Source organism: uncultured Lactobacillus sp. (assembly GCF_945290125.1).
GTDB lineage: Bacteria > Bacillota > Bacilli > Lactobacillales > Lactobacillaceae > Lactobacillus > Lactobacillus rizhaonensis.
In genome coordinates, this window is the sequence record NZ_CALYQV010000004.1 from 1 (window position 1) to 17,366 (window position 17,366).

At 32.7% G+C, this 17,366-nt stretch carries 17 protein-coding genes and 2 pseudogenes; 6 read left to right on the forward strand and 13 right to left on the reverse strand.

The window, feature by feature from the left end; translation table 11 throughout:
* Nucleotides 1–679 precede the first annotated feature (679 nt).
* From Q0K80_RS01220 to Q0K80_RS01240, 5 genes and pseudogenes are all read right to left on the reverse strand, one after another.
* A complete protein-coding gene (locus tag Q0K80_RS01220) occupies nt 680–1,399 on the reverse strand; it encodes a glycosyl hydrolase family 28 protein (RefSeq protein WP_294601998.1) in 720 nt (239 codons plus the stop codon).
* Nucleotides 1,383–1,796: a PTS N-acetylglucosamine transporter subunit IIBC gene (locus tag Q0K80_RS01225; RefSeq protein ID WP_294602000.1), complete on the reverse strand. Its 414-nt coding sequence runs from the start codon at nt 1,794–1,796 to the stop codon at nt 1,383–1,385. Before Q0K80_RS01225 ends, Q0K80_RS01220 begins: the two co-directional genes overlap by 17 nt.
* Nucleotides 1,797–1,811: 15 nt before the next feature.
* Nucleotides 1,812–2,542: pseudogene (locus Q0K80_RS01230) on the reverse strand (PTS system mannose/fructose/sorbose family transporter subunit IID).
* Between the two features lie 93 nt (nt 2,543–2,635).
* Nucleotides 2,636–3,421: a PTS sugar transporter subunit IIC gene (locus tag Q0K80_RS01235; protein ID WP_294602002.1), complete on the reverse strand. Its 786-nt coding sequence runs from the start codon at nt 3,419–3,421 to the stop codon at nt 2,636–2,638.
* Nucleotides 3,422–3,434: 13 nt separating this feature from the next.
* Nucleotides 3,435–3,902: a PTS sugar transporter subunit IIB gene (locus Q0K80_RS01240; RefSeq protein WP_294602004.1), complete on the reverse strand. Its 468-nt coding sequence runs from the start codon at nt 3,900–3,902 to the stop codon at nt 3,435–3,437.
* 198 nt (nt 3,903–4,100) lie between these two features.
* Between Q0K80_RS01240 and Q0K80_RS01245 the strand changes: the two genes are divergently transcribed.
* Nucleotides 4,101–4,283 (forward strand): hypothetical protein, encoded by a 183-nt coding sequence (locus tag Q0K80_RS01245; RefSeq protein ID WP_294602006.1) that lies wholly within the window; start codon nt 4,101–4,103, stop codon nt 4,281–4,283.
* Nucleotides 4,284–4,319: 36 nt separating this feature from the next.
* On the forward strand, nt 4,320–5,069 hold the full coding sequence (locus tag Q0K80_RS01250; RefSeq protein WP_294602008.1) for an AraC family transcriptional regulator: 750 nt from the start codon (nt 4,320–4,322) through the stop codon (nt 5,067–5,069).
* A gap of 107 nt (nt 5,070–5,176) precedes the next feature.
* On the opposite strand, the gene argF is transcribed toward Q0K80_RS01250, so the two are convergent.
* Both argF and Q0K80_RS01260 read right to left on the reverse strand, forming a co-directional pair.
* Nucleotides 5,177–6,196 carry an ornithine carbamoyltransferase gene (argF, locus tag Q0K80_RS01255; RefSeq protein WP_294602010.1) on the reverse strand — a complete coding sequence of 340 codons (1,020 nt, stop codon included), beginning with the start codon at nt 6,194–6,196 and terminating at the stop codon, nt 5,177–5,179.
* Between the two features lie 244 nt (nt 6,197–6,440).
* A complete protein-coding gene (locus Q0K80_RS01260; protein WP_294602012.1) occupies nt 6,441–7,967 on the reverse strand; it encodes a GW dipeptide domain-containing protein in 1,527 nt (508 codons plus the stop codon).
* Nucleotides 7,968–8,134: 167 nt separating this feature from the next.
* Here Q0K80_RS01260 and Q0K80_RS01265 point away from each other — a divergent pair, with 167 nt between their 5' ends.
* Both Q0K80_RS01265 and Q0K80_RS01270 read left to right on the forward strand, forming a co-directional pair.
* Nucleotides 8,135–9,571, forward strand: a complete 1,437-nt coding sequence (locus tag Q0K80_RS01265; protein ID WP_294602014.1) for an amino acid permease — start codon at nt 8,135–8,137, stop codon at nt 9,569–9,571.
* Nucleotides 9,572–9,655: 84 nt separating this feature from the next.
* Complete coding sequence (locus Q0K80_RS01270; protein WP_294602017.1) at nt 9,656–10,111, forward strand: Fur family transcriptional regulator; 456 nt, start codon at nt 9,656–9,658, stop codon at nt 10,109–10,111.
* Nucleotides 10,112–10,330: 219 nt separating this feature from the next.
* Here the strand turns inward: Q0K80_RS01270 and Q0K80_RS01275 are convergent, their stop codons facing one another.
* Nucleotides 10,331–12,040, reverse strand: coding sequence for an SH3-like domain-containing protein (locus Q0K80_RS01275; RefSeq protein ID WP_294602019.1), 1,710 nt, complete (start codon nt 12,038–12,040; stop codon nt 10,331–10,333).
* Between the two features lie 159 nt (nt 12,041–12,199).
* On the opposite strand from Q0K80_RS01275, the gene clpP reads away from it, so the two are divergent.
* A complete protein-coding gene (gene clpP, locus Q0K80_RS01280) occupies nt 12,200–12,784 on the forward strand; it encodes an ATP-dependent Clp endopeptidase proteolytic subunit ClpP (RefSeq protein ID WP_034977497.1) in 585 nt (194 codons plus the stop codon).
* Nucleotides 12,785–12,870: 86 nt separating this feature from the next.
* Here the strand turns inward: clpP and Q0K80_RS01285 are convergent, their stop codons facing one another.
* From Q0K80_RS01285 to Q0K80_RS01305, 5 genes and pseudogenes are all read right to left on the reverse strand, one after another.
* Nucleotides 12,871–13,593, reverse strand: a complete 723-nt coding sequence (locus Q0K80_RS01285) for a class II aldolase/adducin family protein (protein WP_294602124.1) — start codon at nt 13,591–13,593, stop codon at nt 12,871–12,873.
* 13 nt (nt 13,594–13,606) lie between these two features.
* Nucleotides 13,607–13,876 (reverse strand): hypothetical protein, encoded by a 270-nt coding sequence (locus Q0K80_RS01290; RefSeq protein WP_294602029.1) that lies wholly within the window; start codon nt 13,874–13,876, stop codon nt 13,607–13,609.
* A gap of 14 nt (nt 13,877–13,890) precedes the next feature.
* A pseudogene (locus Q0K80_RS01295) lies at nt 13,891–15,435 on the reverse strand (PTS transporter subunit IIC).
* A 19-nt stretch (nt 15,436–15,454) separates the two neighbouring features.
* Nucleotides 15,455–15,772, reverse strand: coding sequence for a PTS galactitol transporter subunit IIB (locus Q0K80_RS01300; protein ID WP_294602031.1), 318 nt, complete (start codon nt 15,770–15,772; stop codon nt 15,455–15,457).
* A gap of 11 nt (nt 15,773–15,783) precedes the next feature.
* Nucleotides 15,784–16,251: a PTS sugar transporter subunit IIA gene (locus Q0K80_RS01305; protein ID WP_294602033.1), complete on the reverse strand. Its 468-nt coding sequence runs from the start codon at nt 16,249–16,251 to the stop codon at nt 15,784–15,786.
* A gap of 318 nt (nt 16,252–16,569) precedes the next feature.
* Here Q0K80_RS01305 and Q0K80_RS01310 point away from each other — a divergent pair, with 318 nt between their 5' ends.
* A complete protein-coding gene (locus Q0K80_RS01310) occupies nt 16,570–17,352 on the forward strand; it encodes a DeoR/GlpR family DNA-binding transcription regulator (RefSeq protein ID WP_294602035.1) in 783 nt (260 codons plus the stop codon).
* Nucleotides 17,353–17,366: the final 14 nt, after the last annotated feature.

Consider the following 17,366-nt stretch of genomic DNA (forward strand, 5'->3'; position numbering starts at 1 on the left):
TAATGGATCGCACGTAAGATTCCGGTTCTTAAAATCTGAGTTCGACTCTCAGGGGACCCATTGAATTTAGGATAAAATGTGTTATTTAATGTTTCTATTTATTTTCATTCTTACTTTAAAGATGCTTACAGTTAAAAAGCTGATAAACTTCATTATAAGACCAGAAGTTTATCAGCTTTTCACTTTCCTATTAATTTAGTAATATTTAATTAAAGACAAAATTTTTTATATCTGAAAATTCAAAGTGACTTCATTAAAACAAATTTTTTGGCCATACTTATCAATTTGAAAAGTGTCTAAGTTTAAGCAGTTTTCAAACTTAATATGAACATTATCACTAATTTTGAATCCCTTTAAATCCCTTAGTAAGCAATTATAAAAACTAATATTTATTTTTTTCCGCCAATGATATGGGACAGCTGTTTCATGTTTTCAATTTGACAATTTTCAAAAACCAATTCTTTTAGTTGCCTATTATTTTCTAGTTCTTTTTCCGAAGCAGGGTAATATCTAACTAGACTTCTACATTTTTGAATAGACATATCATGAAAAACAATTTTTGAACTATCTAATTCAAGAGGATCAGTAGTTAAAGAATAAAATATAAAGAAATCATGTGTAAAATAAGTTTTTAAATGTCTATAAGGATATTCCCCTGGTCCAATTACAGCACAATTATTTATCTGAAAATTAGTTCCACCACAACGAAAAGTATTACAACTGGTATTAAGCCAGCAATTACTAATTTTAAATCTTGGATTTCATACCCCGCAATACAATCATCACCAGTGTTAAGCAAACAGTGTTCAATTTTAATATTTCTCGAATAATGTAAATTAAAACCATCATGACCAGCATTAATCTTTACATGTTGAATATTTACATTATTACAACCAATAATAGCATGTGACCAATTTGCGCTATTAATAACTTCATATCCTTCCAGCTTTAAGTTTTTAACATTAGAAAATGTTAATCCCATTTGTCCACGAAAATGTTCTTCACCATTAGGATCAAAAATATTATTGCCATCTATAAGTGAATCCTTTTCGCCGCAAATCGTTATATTTTCTGCGTTATAAGCACAAAAAATTGCTTTAAAATAATGTTCGGGAAGGTTCCAAAGCCGAATCATATGCTTATCATTTACATACTGAATTTTAGTTTTTTCATTGAAATCCGTAAAGTCAGAAATAGAATTATAAGCTAGTATTCGACAGCCTGCCTTTAAACTTAACTTTGTATTACTATAAATTCTTAAAGATCCAGTTTTATATATGCCAGGATTAAAAATTAGTTCAATATTACTACCATTTTTAGCTTTATCTAAAATTTTTTGTATACTTACAGTCATATTCTGGCCATTAGAATTTATTTCGTATTTACTCATCGTCGTCATTATCATTCACCTTAAAATCATTTACGTAAATTATTGCTTTCTTAGCTTCTTCAATATGTTTTTTTATATCCGAATCAGTTAAATATCCCTTTTTAGGGTCTAATACAAAGCTCATTATTAGCGGTAAATTCATACCCGTAATTAAATGAATATGTAAACTCATATAAGGCATAAATGCCTGATTAACACTTCCCGCCAAAATGTCAGTAAAAACAAATATTTCATCTTGATTGTGAACATTCGACATTAATTTTTGTACATCTTTTTCAATTGATACATTGTTTATATAACCATTTAGGTATTTTATAGAACAACCACTATTAATAATATATTTTAATGTGTCGGTCATTCCTTCAGCTAAACGATGATGAGAAGCAATTATTATCGTTCTTTGCATAGTATTTCTCATTTTTCAGGCTTTAAAAACACCAAAGTATGTGCCTATAAGAGCCAGTAGGATCACCAAAAAAATCACTCTGGTCGCTGTCCACTTCTTATTATTCAAAAGTTTATAAACGATAAAGGTCAACAATGCTGGTAGTAATGCAGGCATTATTTATCCAAAACACCAGTTTGTAAAGCCAAGTTAACCTTACCCATTTGAAAAGTAAGAGAAGTTGAAACTTTTACAACCGTAGCTACTAAAGAGCAAATAACGGTTAATCCCATAATTGATGCAGCTTCAGTAAAGATATTTAATTTAGTGCCTAAATTATCTATTAATTTTGTTCCAGATGTGTAGCCTACATCATAAAACCAGTATTTTAAAATATAAAGTAAAATATTGACGGTAAGCCACACAATTGCACCTAATGGATTGCCTTGCAAAGCCATGTAGCCAGAAAGAGACCCCATAATTGTTGGCCATAAAACCCAGAATATAGTATCTCCGATTCCTGCATGAGGACCCATCATACTTGTCTTAAATGACTGAATGGTTTCGGCAGCTTTTAGACCATCCTTTTCTTCCATTGCTACAACCGCACCTAATAGAAGATTTCCCATGATTGGAGTCGTATTAAAATATCTAAAATGGTTAGTTAAAGCTTTTTCATATTCATCATCATTAGGATATATTTTTCTAAGCAAGGGGGCTAAAGAAATTGCTACACCTAGTCCCTCTTGTGTTTCGTAATTAAACATATTTACGCAAAACCAGTTCCATCGCCAACATGCTCTTCTCAAATCATTTTTCGTTACTTTATACTTCATATTTGATGGATTTAAATCAATTTTTTATTCATCATAATCGTCTCCTTCCTCACCGTTGGTAGCTACATTTTTATTCTTAATATCATTTTTACTCTCTTTTACATAGTAAATATAGCCAAATGCTAGTCCCATAATAGCTATTCCTAAGACAGGTACTTTCATATATGCAGCAATAACAAAACCTATCATAACGTACGGTAAAAACTTTTTAATAGGCATATAATGCAGTAGCATTGCAATACCACCAACTGGTAACATGCCACCTGCCACTGTTAAACCATCAGTTACCCATTTTGGAATAACCTTAAGAATCAAATCGACAATGGTGGGGCCAGAAAATACAATTAATGCAGTTGGTAAAGCTGTTTGCAAAAAAAACAAGGTTGGACCTAAATAAGATAGTTTTCTCATCTTATTCCATTTGTGTTCCGCGTTAAGTCTCTCAATATAATGAATTAAGAAATTATTAATAATTCTACATACGACTTCCAGTTGAATACCTAATAAACCTACTGGAATACCTACTGCAATGGCAGATTTAATTCCCGTACCAGTTCTGATGGCAATAAAAGCACCAATAATAGTGGCAAGTCCATAATTAGGAGCTGAAGCACCACCAAGAGCTGCTACTCCCAACATCATTAGTTGAAATGTACCGGCTATCACTAAGGCAGTTTGTAAATCTCCCATTATAAATCCTGTTATCATACCAACAATCACTGGAAACCAAGACATAATTACTGGCCCATCTTCATCTACAGTCATATATCCTGCTAAAATAATAATTAGAATATCTTGTACTAATTGCATTTCAATTTACTTCCTAAGCTATATATTCTTTTTCTGGGTCAGTAGGAACATATTGAATTACTACTGGAATTCCCATATTCTTTAACGTCATTAAATCCTGCTTTTCTTTTGCATTAAGAAAAACAAATTTTGAAATTGGTTTTCTCCCATTTTCATCAAAGAGTATGCCTAAATCAATTTTGGGAATTTTAATGCCAGCTTTCACAAGTTGAATTAAAACTTCGGGTTCTTTTACCAATATAAAAACTCGTTGTTCATCATACTTGCCAATACCAAAATTATGTATGGCTTTTTTAGTATTAATAATAGACATTCCTGTCCCAGCTGGTTTTGTCATTCTCATGTTGGATTTAATAGATTCATTTTTGCTTAACTCATCATCAACAACCATGAAGCGCTTTATTTTTAAATATTGTGCCCACTGATTAACAATTAATCCATGAATTAATCGTTGATCAATTCTTGCTAAAACAACAGTCATTCTACATACCTCCTATATTAAATGAATATTTTTATATTTAGGCATAGAAAGACACTTTCAAAAAAATAATTTTTTGAATTTTTAATTTATCTTTTCGCTATTTAATGCCCTTTACACTATTATATTAGTGCCTAAGTATCTTTTTTTTAACCACTTAATTAGTAGAAAAAGTGTTAAAATCTTTCATAGGAGAACATTATGAATTACTTAATTAATATTAATAAGCCTATTTTAAATATTTGGACTAAAGAATTTATTAAAGAAGAAGGATCTGTATGGGTTCATCCAAGTCAACAACACTCCCAAGATTTTGAACTCACAATTCTTAAGAAGGGTAATTTAAATTTAAGTTTAAATGGAAAACCTTTAATATTAAATTAAGGTGAAGCATTACTTATACCGCCGTTTGCACACTTAATGGGAATTAAATCAACCTATGCAGCAATTTCTCTATATTGGACACATTTTTTTGCAGAATATAAAAATCTAAAAGATAATGATTCTTTATCAAGACAAATTATATCTGGCAAAAAGCAATACATTTTAGATAATTATGCAGTTATCCCAGATCATTTTATTCTCCATAATCCAACTCAAATTTATCTCCTTTTTAATCAACTCGTTAACATCACTGCAAAGAAGAGAAAAATAAATAGAGGAAATGATTTATTTTTGTCTTATTTATTAACTGCTATTAGCAATGATTATTTAGAAAATATTAGTAAAACTGAAGAAAAAAAGAACATTAATATTATCTCTGAGTGGATTAAAGTTAATATTTCACCACATTTAACTGTTAAAAAAGTTGCTCAAAAATTTGGTCTTAATTCCAATTACTTAAGTCGAGCTTTTAAAAAGGAAACAAATATACCTTTAAAATCATACATTATTAATATGAAACTTGACTTTGCTAAATACTTATTAAGAACAACTTATCTTTCTGTTTCCGAGATAAGCTACAAATCATATTTTTCCGATACAAAGTTATTCTTTCATACTTTTAAAAAAAGAGTAGGTATAACTCCATCTCAATATAGAAAGCTTACTAATTCAACTAAATATAACAGTAATTTTGTAGATCAAAAGATGCCTTTGCCATCTGAATTCGGGACAATAGCCATTCGCAAACTAATTAATGAAATTGTTGAAGAAAATAAAAATGCATGAATGTTTATAATTCGAACTAAAATAAAAAGTTATTGAATTTAAAAAACCATTCTAACAATTCTTGTTAGAATGGTTTTTGTATATTTTTTCCAATAAAATTAAGGTTTTTATAAAAGAAAATAAGATAAATCTCTTTGAAACTCATTATCAATCTGGTTCGAAAAATCTTCTTTAGCTAATTTATCTTTAAGCAGATAAGTAAATATTGCTCTCATTGCCGTCTTTTTGTTTGCAGCTTGTTGCCAGACAATTGAGTTTTCACCCTCAAGCACAGAAGCTGTCACTTCTTCACCTCTGCTTGCAGGTAAACAATGCATAAATTTAACGGTAGGGTTGTGTGTTTTAGCCAGCATTTTTTCGTTAACCTGGTACTTAGGATAAAATATTTTCATATACTCTGTTTGATCAAGCTCTTGATCATATAGGCCGTACCAAACATCCGTATAAATAAAATCAGCATTTTCTAAGACTTTTTCATCTTCAGATAGAGTAATTGAACCACCATTTTGCTGAGCTATTTTTTCTGCTTTTCGCAATATTTTTGGAGATAATTGCTTTTCTTTAGGACCATATTGGACAAATTGCATTCCCATTTGAGCACACAAAAATAATGCTGAAACAGTAATTTGGGTTGCATCCCCTACAAAAACCAACTTCACATCGGAAATTTTCTTACCCTCAGGTAAAAATTCTTTAATCGTAATTAAATCTCCCAGTGCCTGAGTAGGATGATCATTATCACTCATAAAATTAACAACAGGAGCCGGCGAATTTTGCGCAATCGTAACAATATCGTCATGACTAGCGGTTCTCACACCAATAATATCGACCAAGTCGCCTAAAGCATGACTAGTATCTACTAAGCCCTCGTGACCATTCTCTCCTAGTTGTATCTGCCCTGGAGCTAAATACAAAGCATGTCCTCCTAATTCAGTCATTGCAGTTTCGGCAGAGCAGCGTGTTCTTGTAGATACCTGATCAAAAATCATTCCTAAACTCTTACCTCTTAATAGCGGCGGGTAATAACCATGATTAATAGCTTTTTTAATTTTTATACCTAAATCAGCTAAAAATTTCATTTCGTCTCTTGAAAAGCCACAAGTATCAATAAAGTCTCTTTTAACCAAAAAATCCTCCTTTTAGTATTCTCTATTTTTCTTGTCGCGTACCATAATACAGAAAGCAAATTTATTTGAAAAACAATTACATTCAAATATAGAAAGTCTTAAATATTTTAGGAATAAAAGTCTTACTAAAATAAAAATAGCCACTGAAAAATTTCAGTGACTTATATAATTTATTTAATTGCCAATTCGAATTTTATCAGTTGTCAAAAACTCTTATGATTAACAAACTGCTTAAAATAATTTTTTAATTTGTATTACCAGCTGTTAATTCTCCACGCTGGGCAAATTCAACGTAAAGCTTGTTACCAGATGAGGACAAGCCTTCAATTTCACGCCTTACATGAAGATGATGGGTACTCTTATATGTTCCATCTTCATCAACTTTAAAGATATAGTCATTAAAACCGATATAAAATTGGTTATGATTTTGATCGTAGGTAAACCCTTGAACTGGTGAACCATTGCTTACAAAGTTACCTTTAGTAGCTCCTACCTCAACGGGAGTCCAGGAATCACCGTTGCGAGTTACTTTCCAATATTCATAATAGCCGTTTCCGCCATTATGGAATAGACAATACATTGTATTGTCACCAGCAAACGTAGCATTATGAATATATCTAGGACTACCATAGTTAGAAATCCTAAAGGTCCAGATTTGATTAATCTTCATGTCTGATTTACGTATTTGCAAAATTTCCTCAGAAGCATTTGAATTGCTAGAAGTATTGTTATTAGCAATAACGTAAATGTATGCAGAAGATGATCCTATTGCTTGACCATGGCCTAATTTAATATAAGGACTAACTTTAATATGAGAGGCATATTTCTTAAATGTTGACCATCTCAATGTTTGTAAATTTTGCGCCTTGAATTTATTAATATGTTTTAAATTATAAGAAACTAAATGACCGTTTTGTGCACTACTTGAATTAAATAGAGCAACCGTAAAGTTTGAACCATTCACGGTTATGCCCTCGGGAATTACGCCTACTTGTCCCATCTTATCACCAGATTGATTGTAGCCCAGACTGACAAAACGAGGCTGGAACAGCTTGGTTTTTAAAGTTAACCCATTAGCTTTAAACGTGTTAGATCTTGTTTCGGAAGTATAATGATGCGCTGCGTTCCAGTTTCTGGAAGAAGACTTGGAACTACCTTTCCAAGTTGAGACTTCCTTTGGTCCGTTCATAGGTTTTTTATCAGCTCTTGCTATACCTTCGTTCTTATCTGAACGAACAGTCACATCGACTGTAGCTTTAGCCTTACCATAACTATAATCAACAGTGGTCTTACCAGGGGTGCCAGAATTAATCTTTGACTTAGAAACTGTTACCTTGCTTGTGCCTACAGCTGTACCAGCACTATTAGTCACATAATTGATAGCATCCTTAGTATTAAACGAATATTGATTATTTTGTACTAAGCTTACTTTCTTCGCTACAGAAATCTTATTTCTGGCAAAAAAGTTCTGATTAACCCAGCCGACCGTGCGCCCGTCAACAATTATCTTCCAAAACTTGCCTTTCCTAGTGGCCATTGACTGTTTAGACTGAATTTGTGCGTGCTTGAAATATTTAGTCGATGTAAACTTGCCAGATGGCCCCATTTTTGAAGCATAATGATAAACTGCATAATTACCATTACCTGCTATCTTGGTTACTGCCTTATGATAGCTTTTAGCAGATATATATGAACTGTTACTCCCAACAAATAAGCCAACTGCAGCTATTGTTCCAGCAATCAGCAACTTATTTTTAAATTTTCTTTTCATTAAACTTACAACCCCTTCTTCTATTATATAATAATAGTTTTACACTTTTTTAATTCATATATCAATGATTATTATTGTTATTAATTTCAAGTGACTTATTATTAGATTTTTAAAAACATTTAAGTTAAAATAAAAAAATTGTTATTTTTATATAAGGGAGCAGTTTCATGGGTGAAACACCAAACAATTTTAAAAAGATGATGTGGACAACGCTGGCCACTATGGCTTTCTCTATTGTGTGGAGCTTTGGCAACGTTGTTAACGGATTCATATATTTTGATGGCACCAAGGTAATTTTCAGCTGGGTTATTATTTTCCTGCTTTTCTTTATTCCTTATGCCTTAATGGTCGGTGAACTTGGATCAGTTTTTAAAGACTCTGAGGGTGGCGTTGCTTCCTGGATTAACGCTACTATCGGACCCAAATGGGCCTATTATGTTGGCTGGACTTTCTGGGCAGTACACGTGGTTTATATTTCCAGTAAGGGTACAACTGGCCTAAGAGGCATGGCCTGGGGCATTTTTGGTAATACTAAATGGTACGACAGTTTGCCTACAGCCTGGACGCAATTAGCCACACTGGTAGTATTTTTGTTCTTTTGCTGGGTAGCCAGCCGGGGGATTCCGGTAATTAAAACTCTATCAACAATTGCTGGCACTTCAATGTTTATTATGTCAATTCTATTTATTATCATGATGTTTGCGGCACCAATGATTAATCCGCATGCTAGTTTTAACAGCATAAACTGGAACTGGCAAAACTTTATGCCAGATTTTAATACGAAGTATTTTACTTCACTTTCAATTTTGGTATTTGCTATAGGTGGAGCTGAAAAGATTTCTCCATATGTTAGCAAATTAAAAAAGCCTGCAAAAAATTTCCCTAAAGCTATGCTAGGATTAGCTGGAATGGTAATGATTTCTGCTATCTTAGGTACTATTGCTTTAGCATTAATGTTTGATCCTAAAGTAGTTAATGGTAATTTGAATGAATACATTTCAAATGGTCCGTACATTGCTTTTCAAAAATTAGGTGAATATTACGGCGTTGGCGGATTATTCCTCTATATTTATGCCTGGTGCAACGTCATTGGACAATTTTCCGCACTGGTTATTAGTATTGATGCTCCTTTGAGAATGCTTCTAGGAGGCAAAGAAGCAAAAGATTTTATTCCGAAAAAGTTATTAAAAATCAACAAGCATGGAGCATACATTAACGGTATATGGATGATCGTCATTCTTTCCGGTGGTATTATTGCATTACAGGCTGTTATGCCTGATGCACAAACTGTGATGGCACAATTAGTTAAACTAAATTCGATAGTGATGCCAATGCGTTATTTATGGGTTTTCATTGCCTACTTAGCTTTGCGTAAACAACATGAAAAATTCCATAACGATGCTGATAACTATCAAATGACTAAACACCAGTGGCTAGCCTATACTACCGGAATTTGGGGATTAGCCGTTACAATTGCCTGCTGTTTAATGGGAATGTATTCAAATGATCCATTTACGCTTTGTTTAAATATTGCCACTCCAGTGGTATTATTTCTACTTGGTTTAATTATGCCAACAATTAGACGAAAACAAGAGAAAAAATAAGCAAAATAATACTTAACCGCCTAGCAATAGGCGGTTTTTTACATAAAAAATGCTATACTCTAATTAATTGAGGAGATGAGAATCATGCCTAATTTTTCTGATGAAGCAGGAAGTCTGCTACGTAACCATCACTTAAAAGTAACTAAACCACGCTTAAAAATACTTGAATATTTAATGGTACATCATAATCATCCCACCGCTTCAACGATTTTTACAGCAATCAGTGGAGATAAGCCAGCTTATCGTGCCACCGTTTATAACAATCTTAACAAACTTGTAGACGCGGGTATCATAACTGAAATAAAAAATGGTGATGATTCTCTGCACTATGACTACTTTGTAAAGCCACACTTTCATATTATTTGTAAAAAGTGCGGTAAAATTGCTGATGTTTATTATCCTGACTTTGGTAGAATTGAAGGGCAGATGAGAAATGAGGCAGATAAACAAACAGGTTTTGTCACTTCTTCAAGTCACGTTGAAATCTACGGCCTTTGTCCTGACTGTCAAAACAAAGAAAAAATGACTAAGAGATATTAATCATAAAACTGGAACAAGAATCAAGCTCTACTGAAAAATAATTCTCAATACTTGATTTATATTTGTCCTATTGATTTTGCTTCGATTCTTTAATGAATATCATGGTTACTGAAAGAAACGAGTCCTAAAAGTTAGATAACTTTCAGGACTATTTTTATGACTAAATTATCTAAAGCATAAAAATAAGAGCCTTTCAGCTCTCATTTAAAAATATTTATTCTATTTAATATTCATGCTTACCAATAATTCAGCTCTTTGTGCAAGGTTTACATACAATTTATTATCACTAACTGATAAACCTTCAATTTCACGACCGGTGTCAAAAGAATAAGTATCTTTTAATTTGCCATCGCGGCCAATCTTAAAGATTAAGTCATTGAATGCCAAGTAAAAGTTTTTATTCTTAGTGTCATACGTAAAACCTTGAACAGGTGAATTATTGTTTACAAAGTTGCCATCAGTTTTACCGACTAATTTTGGATACCAATTATCTCCATTACGAGTGAATTCCCAATATTCATAACAATTATTGGCAGTATCATGGTAAACAGTGTACATATCCTTATCTGATACAATTACACCATTTTGGAAATAGCGATTACTCTTGCCATCATCAATCCAAGTTTTGATTGTCCAAATCTTGTTAATTTGTAAATCACTCTTACGGATTTGAAGTAATTCTTCAGAGTCATTAGTGTCATTTAATGTATTGTCATTATTTAACACATAAATATACTTATCACTTGCGCCCAATGCTTGACCATGACCAATTGGAATATATGGACTTACCTTGATGTTTTTAACATAACTGTTAAACTTCTTCTGCGACATATCAAGTAAATGTTGCGCATCAAACGGGTCAGTTAAAGTATTCAGATCATAACCAACAATATGACCAGATACCAAATTTGTGTGGCTTAAAAGACTAGTATATGCCCAGCCATTAGAAACGGTAACACCTTCTGGAATGTGACCAACACGGTTAATATTATCATCTGATGGATCAGCTACACTTAGTAAAACTGGTTGATATAATCGTGTTTTTAAGGTCAAATCACCACTAGTCAAAGTATGTTTATTGGTTTCAGGCGTGTATTCTGTTGGACTAATATAATTTAATGATGAACCGTAATGGGTTTTCCAAGCCTGATAGTCATTGGTACCAGGTTGCGCCGGGAAGGAGGTAACGGTATTTGCATCAACCACTCCTTCTTTTTTACTTTTTCTAACAGTTATTTTAACTGTAGCAGTCGCATCTCCATAAGTATATTTAACTTTATATGTCTTAGGAGTTCCGCAATTAATGCTATCTTTTGAAACAGTTACTTGACTATTGTCAATCACCGTACCCATGCTGTTAGTAATATAAGAAATAGCATCTCTCGTAGGGAAGTTATAGAACTCATTGCGCACTAGAGATATAGTCTTAGGAACTGCAATTTGGTTTCTGGCAAAGTAACGTTCATTAACATACCCTACTTGTCTGCCATTAACATAAATGCGCCAGTAGCGATACTTTTTAGTTTCAATCAACTGATCTGATTGAATATGACTATAACGAAAGTTAATACCGTCAGCTACTTTTGTGCTAACCTTCCCGTCATTTACTTCTTTCCAGACCTTATAATTTTTGTTGCCCGCAACTTTGGTCATCATAGAAAAACCAGTAACAATTTGTTTAGGCTTAGGCTTTTTAGTATTAGTGTCGTCTGTCCCAGTTTGATCAGATTTACCTGTTTGATCATTAGTGGCATTATTATCATTATTTACATCAGTTGAGTTGTTCGATGACTTGTTGCTGTCATCTTGAACTGGCGGTTGAGCGCTATTCGAATCTGCCGCAACTGATGTAGTTGACAAGCCGGTACAAACTAGTAATCCGACAACCAATGTCAGTAAATATGGTAATTTTTTCTTATAAAGCTTCAAAATATATCCTCCAATATTTAGTTTACCTTTAAATTATATAATAAAACCCTCTCTAAAAAGAATACAAAATTAATACACTTTCATTGACAGCATGTAATGTAAGTGATTTAATTAGCACTGTACTTGATAGAGTGCTAATTATATTTAGGAGGTAGAAAGATGCTTGTACCTACAGTTATTGAACAAACTGCACGTGGCGAACGCGCATATGATATATATTCACGTTTATTGAAAGACAGAATCATCATGCTTAGCGGCGAAATTAACGATGATATGGCCAATTCAATTATTGCACAATTACTATTTCTTGATGCTCAAGACAACACCAAGGATATTTCACTTTACATTAATTCACCGGGTGGTGTAATTACTTCTGGTTTGGCAATCATGGATACCATGAACTTTATTAAATCGGATGTTTCAACTATTGCCATCGGCATGGCAGCCTCTATGGCTTCCATTTTACTGACTAGCGGAGCAAAAGGTAAACGTTTTGCATTACCTAACTCCACTGTTTTAATTCATCAACCTTTAGGTGGTGCACAGGGTCAGCAAACAGACATTCAAATTGCTGCTAATGAGATTTTAAAGAGTCGTGAAAAAATTAACCGGATCTTACATGAAACTACTGGTCAACCTTTAGAAAAAATTCAAAAGGACACTGAGCGGGACAACTACATGACCGCACAACAAGCAAAAGACTATGGCTTAATCGATGAGATTATGGTTAACCAAAAGAAATAAATTTATTGCTAAGTGAAAAAGGAAGTTAAACAATTTGTTTAACTTCCTTTTTTATTTGAATAGATATCTATATTTCGTGATTCGCTTTAATTTACCATACCATCCGTGCTTTTACCTCGAGACTGATACTGATCAATAATTCCTAATTTCTTAAAAATTGCTTGTTTATAAGCTATCTCAGCATTCCATTCCACTGTTTCCAAAACTTGAGCTGCTGCATGCAAATCTGTTTCAGTAATTAAAACTCCATGACTATTTAGCAGAAAAATATTTTCTTTAGCGCCAGTACCAAGTTTCACTAGCTCATCATGGACTAAATCAGCGAGTTCTTTACTACATGCTTCACGATATGGTAAACACTTAATTTTTCCAAGAGGTACATTAAAAGATGTAATTTCTGTTAAGTTAGGCATGTCCTGGCCTAATGTAGCCCAAAACATACATTTTGGTGCATGAGAGTGATAAACTACTCTAATGTCTTTATTTGCCTCATATGCTCCAATATGCATATTGATTTCTCGTGTTAGCCGACCCTCTCCCGCTAGTTTTTTACCTGTTTCTAAATCAATAACTAAGATTTGAGAAGCATTTAGCTTTGAGAACCATGCTTCAGACATAAAAGTAGGAGTCATCAACAAATAATCATGGTTAGCATAATATGTCTGATTGTCATAAGAGAATGTTTCATCTGGTGTAATTTTGACAGAGATGTTTCCTCCAGCAATATTTGTTAATTTGCGATTGAACATTTCACGAGCGACTTCAGCTATATCTTTACGTTCATTTTCGAAAGGAAGCCTTTCTTTAATTATATTATAGTTTTCAATCATCTAATTTGTCTCTTTTCCTTAATTTATATTGTTCACGTTTTTTATACGCAGCTCGATATCTAATTTCTTGTTGACGGTTATATTTTTCAAAAATTATTGGATCTCCATATTTAGCTATAAAAAGTCCAAATAGAATTACACTTATACAACCGAAAATATTTTGAGTAAAAATTGCTTCAATTGTTAAGATGACATTTATGAATAAAGCAAATGACCACCATATTTTTTGTGATAATTTTGAATTTGAAGATTTATCTTTCATTTAACTTCTCCGCTTTACCTGGTAAAGTTTGAAAAATCCACATCATTAATATCATTAATTGAGAATTTATCCTTAGTAGATGCACTTATAATATGTTTATGAACATTTTCGAAATTCATACCATCAATGCTGGAAACAGACCACGTATCATTTCCTTTAGTAATATCTGTGGCTTCTGAAACATTTTCTACATTATCAACTGTACCCGTATTTAAGGCATAACGTTTACTAGGTAAAGCAATTTTATTTTGATCTTTGTAAAGCCAAATAAAAATCAATAACCATACCAAAGCAGCTGCAATTGCCCACCATTTACCATTAAATGCCTGTGCAAAGAATAATCTAAAATCTGGTCCTTCAAAAGTTGACCAAGATAATTATTGACCAGGATTAACGTGTACTGCTCCTGTAGATTTTGCGAGATTTGTGATTACTGGAGCAAAATAAGTAGCTCCGTATAAGAAAATTGGCGTAGTAATAATGCCTAATGTCAACATTCTCCATAAATTAGCTCCAGTTAGTAATAGGGCTGCAACTACAAACGAAAGATTGATTATTCCAGCAAATGGTAAGACAGTGTTGCCCGGTAATACCATAGCCATGATTAGCATTACTGGTACTAAAATAATTACTGTTACCCATAACTCATTTCTTCCTGCAAGAATGGGCCAGTCTAATCCAATAAATACTTGCCGACCTTTGAAGTGTTTTTTCATCATCTCATTCATAGCATTAGCAATCGGGTTTAAAGCTTCCATAAATAATTTGGAAATCATGGGAAACATTGTCATAGCTGCTGCAGCTTCGATAGCAAGTTTTAAGGATCCTGAAAGTGAATAGCCGGCCCCAAATCCTAATAGCACACCAATAATTGCACCCATTACAGAATTATCAGCAAAAATACCAATTTTCTTCTGGATAGCATTAGCATCAGCTGGTTTATTCATTATTGGAATAAAATCTAGCAGTTTATTAAGTGGCATAAGTACAACTGCAAATAAGGTTACGAAATGAGGAACAGTAACTCCCGGAATTCCAGTCAGGTCTTGAATGTGCCTTTGCCACATGTCCCCTGCTTTTAGTTCTAAGACGATCTGAATGCCTGCAACAATAAACCCATAAATGGCGTTATGTGTAAAGTATAAGACTACTACATAAGTGAAAATCTTGTTCCAAACATTCCACATATCTACGTTCAAAGTTTTTGTCCAATTGAAAGTTAACATTATGAAATTGATTAGTAACAAAAACGGGAAAAATAAAAATGCTGCTTTGTATGACCAGGTAATCGCAGCTACGCCAGGCCATCCTTGGTCGATAGCGTTAAGACTTAAATGCAACATCTTTGACATTGCTTTGGCAGCCGGTGAAATTGAATCAGTCATGTAATTAACAACCAAAGTCATTCCACTGAAGGCAACACCTAAAGTAAGGGAAGCTTTAACGGCCTTGCTCAATTTTAATCTGGCTATCAAAGAAATGACAAACATAATCAATGGTACAAAAACGGCTGCACCCAAGTTAAGGACATAGTTGACTATGTTTTTTAGTATTTCCATTTAGAATCACTTCCTTTCTTTATGACCTGCTTTTTAATGTCATCATGGCATTAACTAGTTCTAAATAAGTATTGTCACCTTTTGATCCTGTCAAAATATCAACACCATTAACTTCCGGAATACCTTCTTTTTTGCATATGTCATGAATTTCAGGTGTTGGCTTTGCTAGCCATACATAAATATCATAATTAGGTAATACACTAGGTAGTTGCTTAAAATCTGTTGCTTCAACATCAACTCCCTTTACCGAATGATCCTCTAAAAATGACTTCACTGTCCCTACAACAGTTTCACTAGTAGCAATTCCACTTCCACATGCAACGACAATTTTTAACATGACAAACTCCTTTAAAATCGATCTCTTAAAAACTCATAAACTTCATCAGGTTGTGACAATCCTTTAAATGAGCTGACAAAGCTTTTATCATTCATTAATTGCATAAATCTTTGTAATAACTTGACTTGCAAATCCTGCTTTTCTTTGACAATTCCTAAAAAGAAAAAATATTGACTTTTCATATATTCATTAGTCCCCATTTGTTTCATATTGATTTGAGAAGTGGTTTTCACAACAGCTATAAATGCCTTTTTTACATTTTCTGGATTAGCATGTGGTAAAGCAATAGGTAAAAACTGCGTATTTAGCCCTGTAGGAAATTCTTTTTCTCTTTCAATTAAAGCTTTAAAATAGCTTGTCTCCACTACATTAGCGTCCTCAAGCTTATTTGCTATCTTTTGATATAAATCCATGCAACTATCTGCATGAATATTCCAAAAAACAAGATCACGATCAAGTAAATTTGCGCAACTACTCATTGAATCCTCCTTTTGTTCATTTGTTCGAACTTTTATGAACTTTATATTTACAATAAGATTATAAAACGCTTCCAATATCATTTCAAGAGTTTTTTTAAGTAAATATCATTATTTGTTCAAAAATGTTCAAGTTTTTAGTTAACATAGACAAAAATTTATATATAAGTATTTATGGCTTGTAAAAGCTATAATTATTTTTGTTAAGATACTTAACTTGATAACCTTACTGGGATATGAAGGCTGAAAAACTTTAATATCTTCATATTTAGTTTCTTTTGTTAATATGTTATTTTTATTATTGAATAACTGGGGGAATTTATGTTGAATGTTTCAAAAGTAGATCGATTACAGCAAATAATCGAAATTTTAGCTAAAAATAAGAGAATTAGTACCAAAAAATTACAAGAAAAACTTGGAATTAGTATTTCAACATTGAGAAGGGATCTTATGAGTTTACAGGCAACAAATACAATTAGCCGGACTCATGGTTATGTTAGCTTGCTTGAAAATTCCAATGTCGAAATTGCATATGCAACTAGGAAGAGTGAAAATGTAGCTGTCAAGAATAAACTTTGTAAGTACGCAGCTGATTTAATTACTAACGGGGCCGCAATTTTTTTAGATGGATCATCTACTTTAACTTTTTTGCCTAAGTATTTTGCTGGAAAAGAAAATTTGCATATTATTACGAATAATATCAATATTGTTGACGAAGTAACACAATTAGAAAATATTGATATCTCAGTTTTAGGGGGCCAAATATCAAACTGTTCTAATTCAATTTTGGGTCCAAAAGCAATTGATGATCTTGATAATAATTACCGCCCTAACTTAAATTTCATTTCATGCAGTTCAATTGATGAGAATGGAATATATATGGCAGATGAAAGCCAAACATACATGAAGAGAGCTGCAATAGACAAATCACAAAAGACAATATTATTAATTGATCATACTAAGTTTGGCAAAAAAGACTATATTCTTCTATCAGATTTTAATTCAAAAAAAATTCAAACTATTATCACTGATAAAACTCCACCAATCAATATTGCCAAGGGCATTATGAACAATGGCATCGATCTTATCATTACTTCAACATAATAAAAAAAGAAACT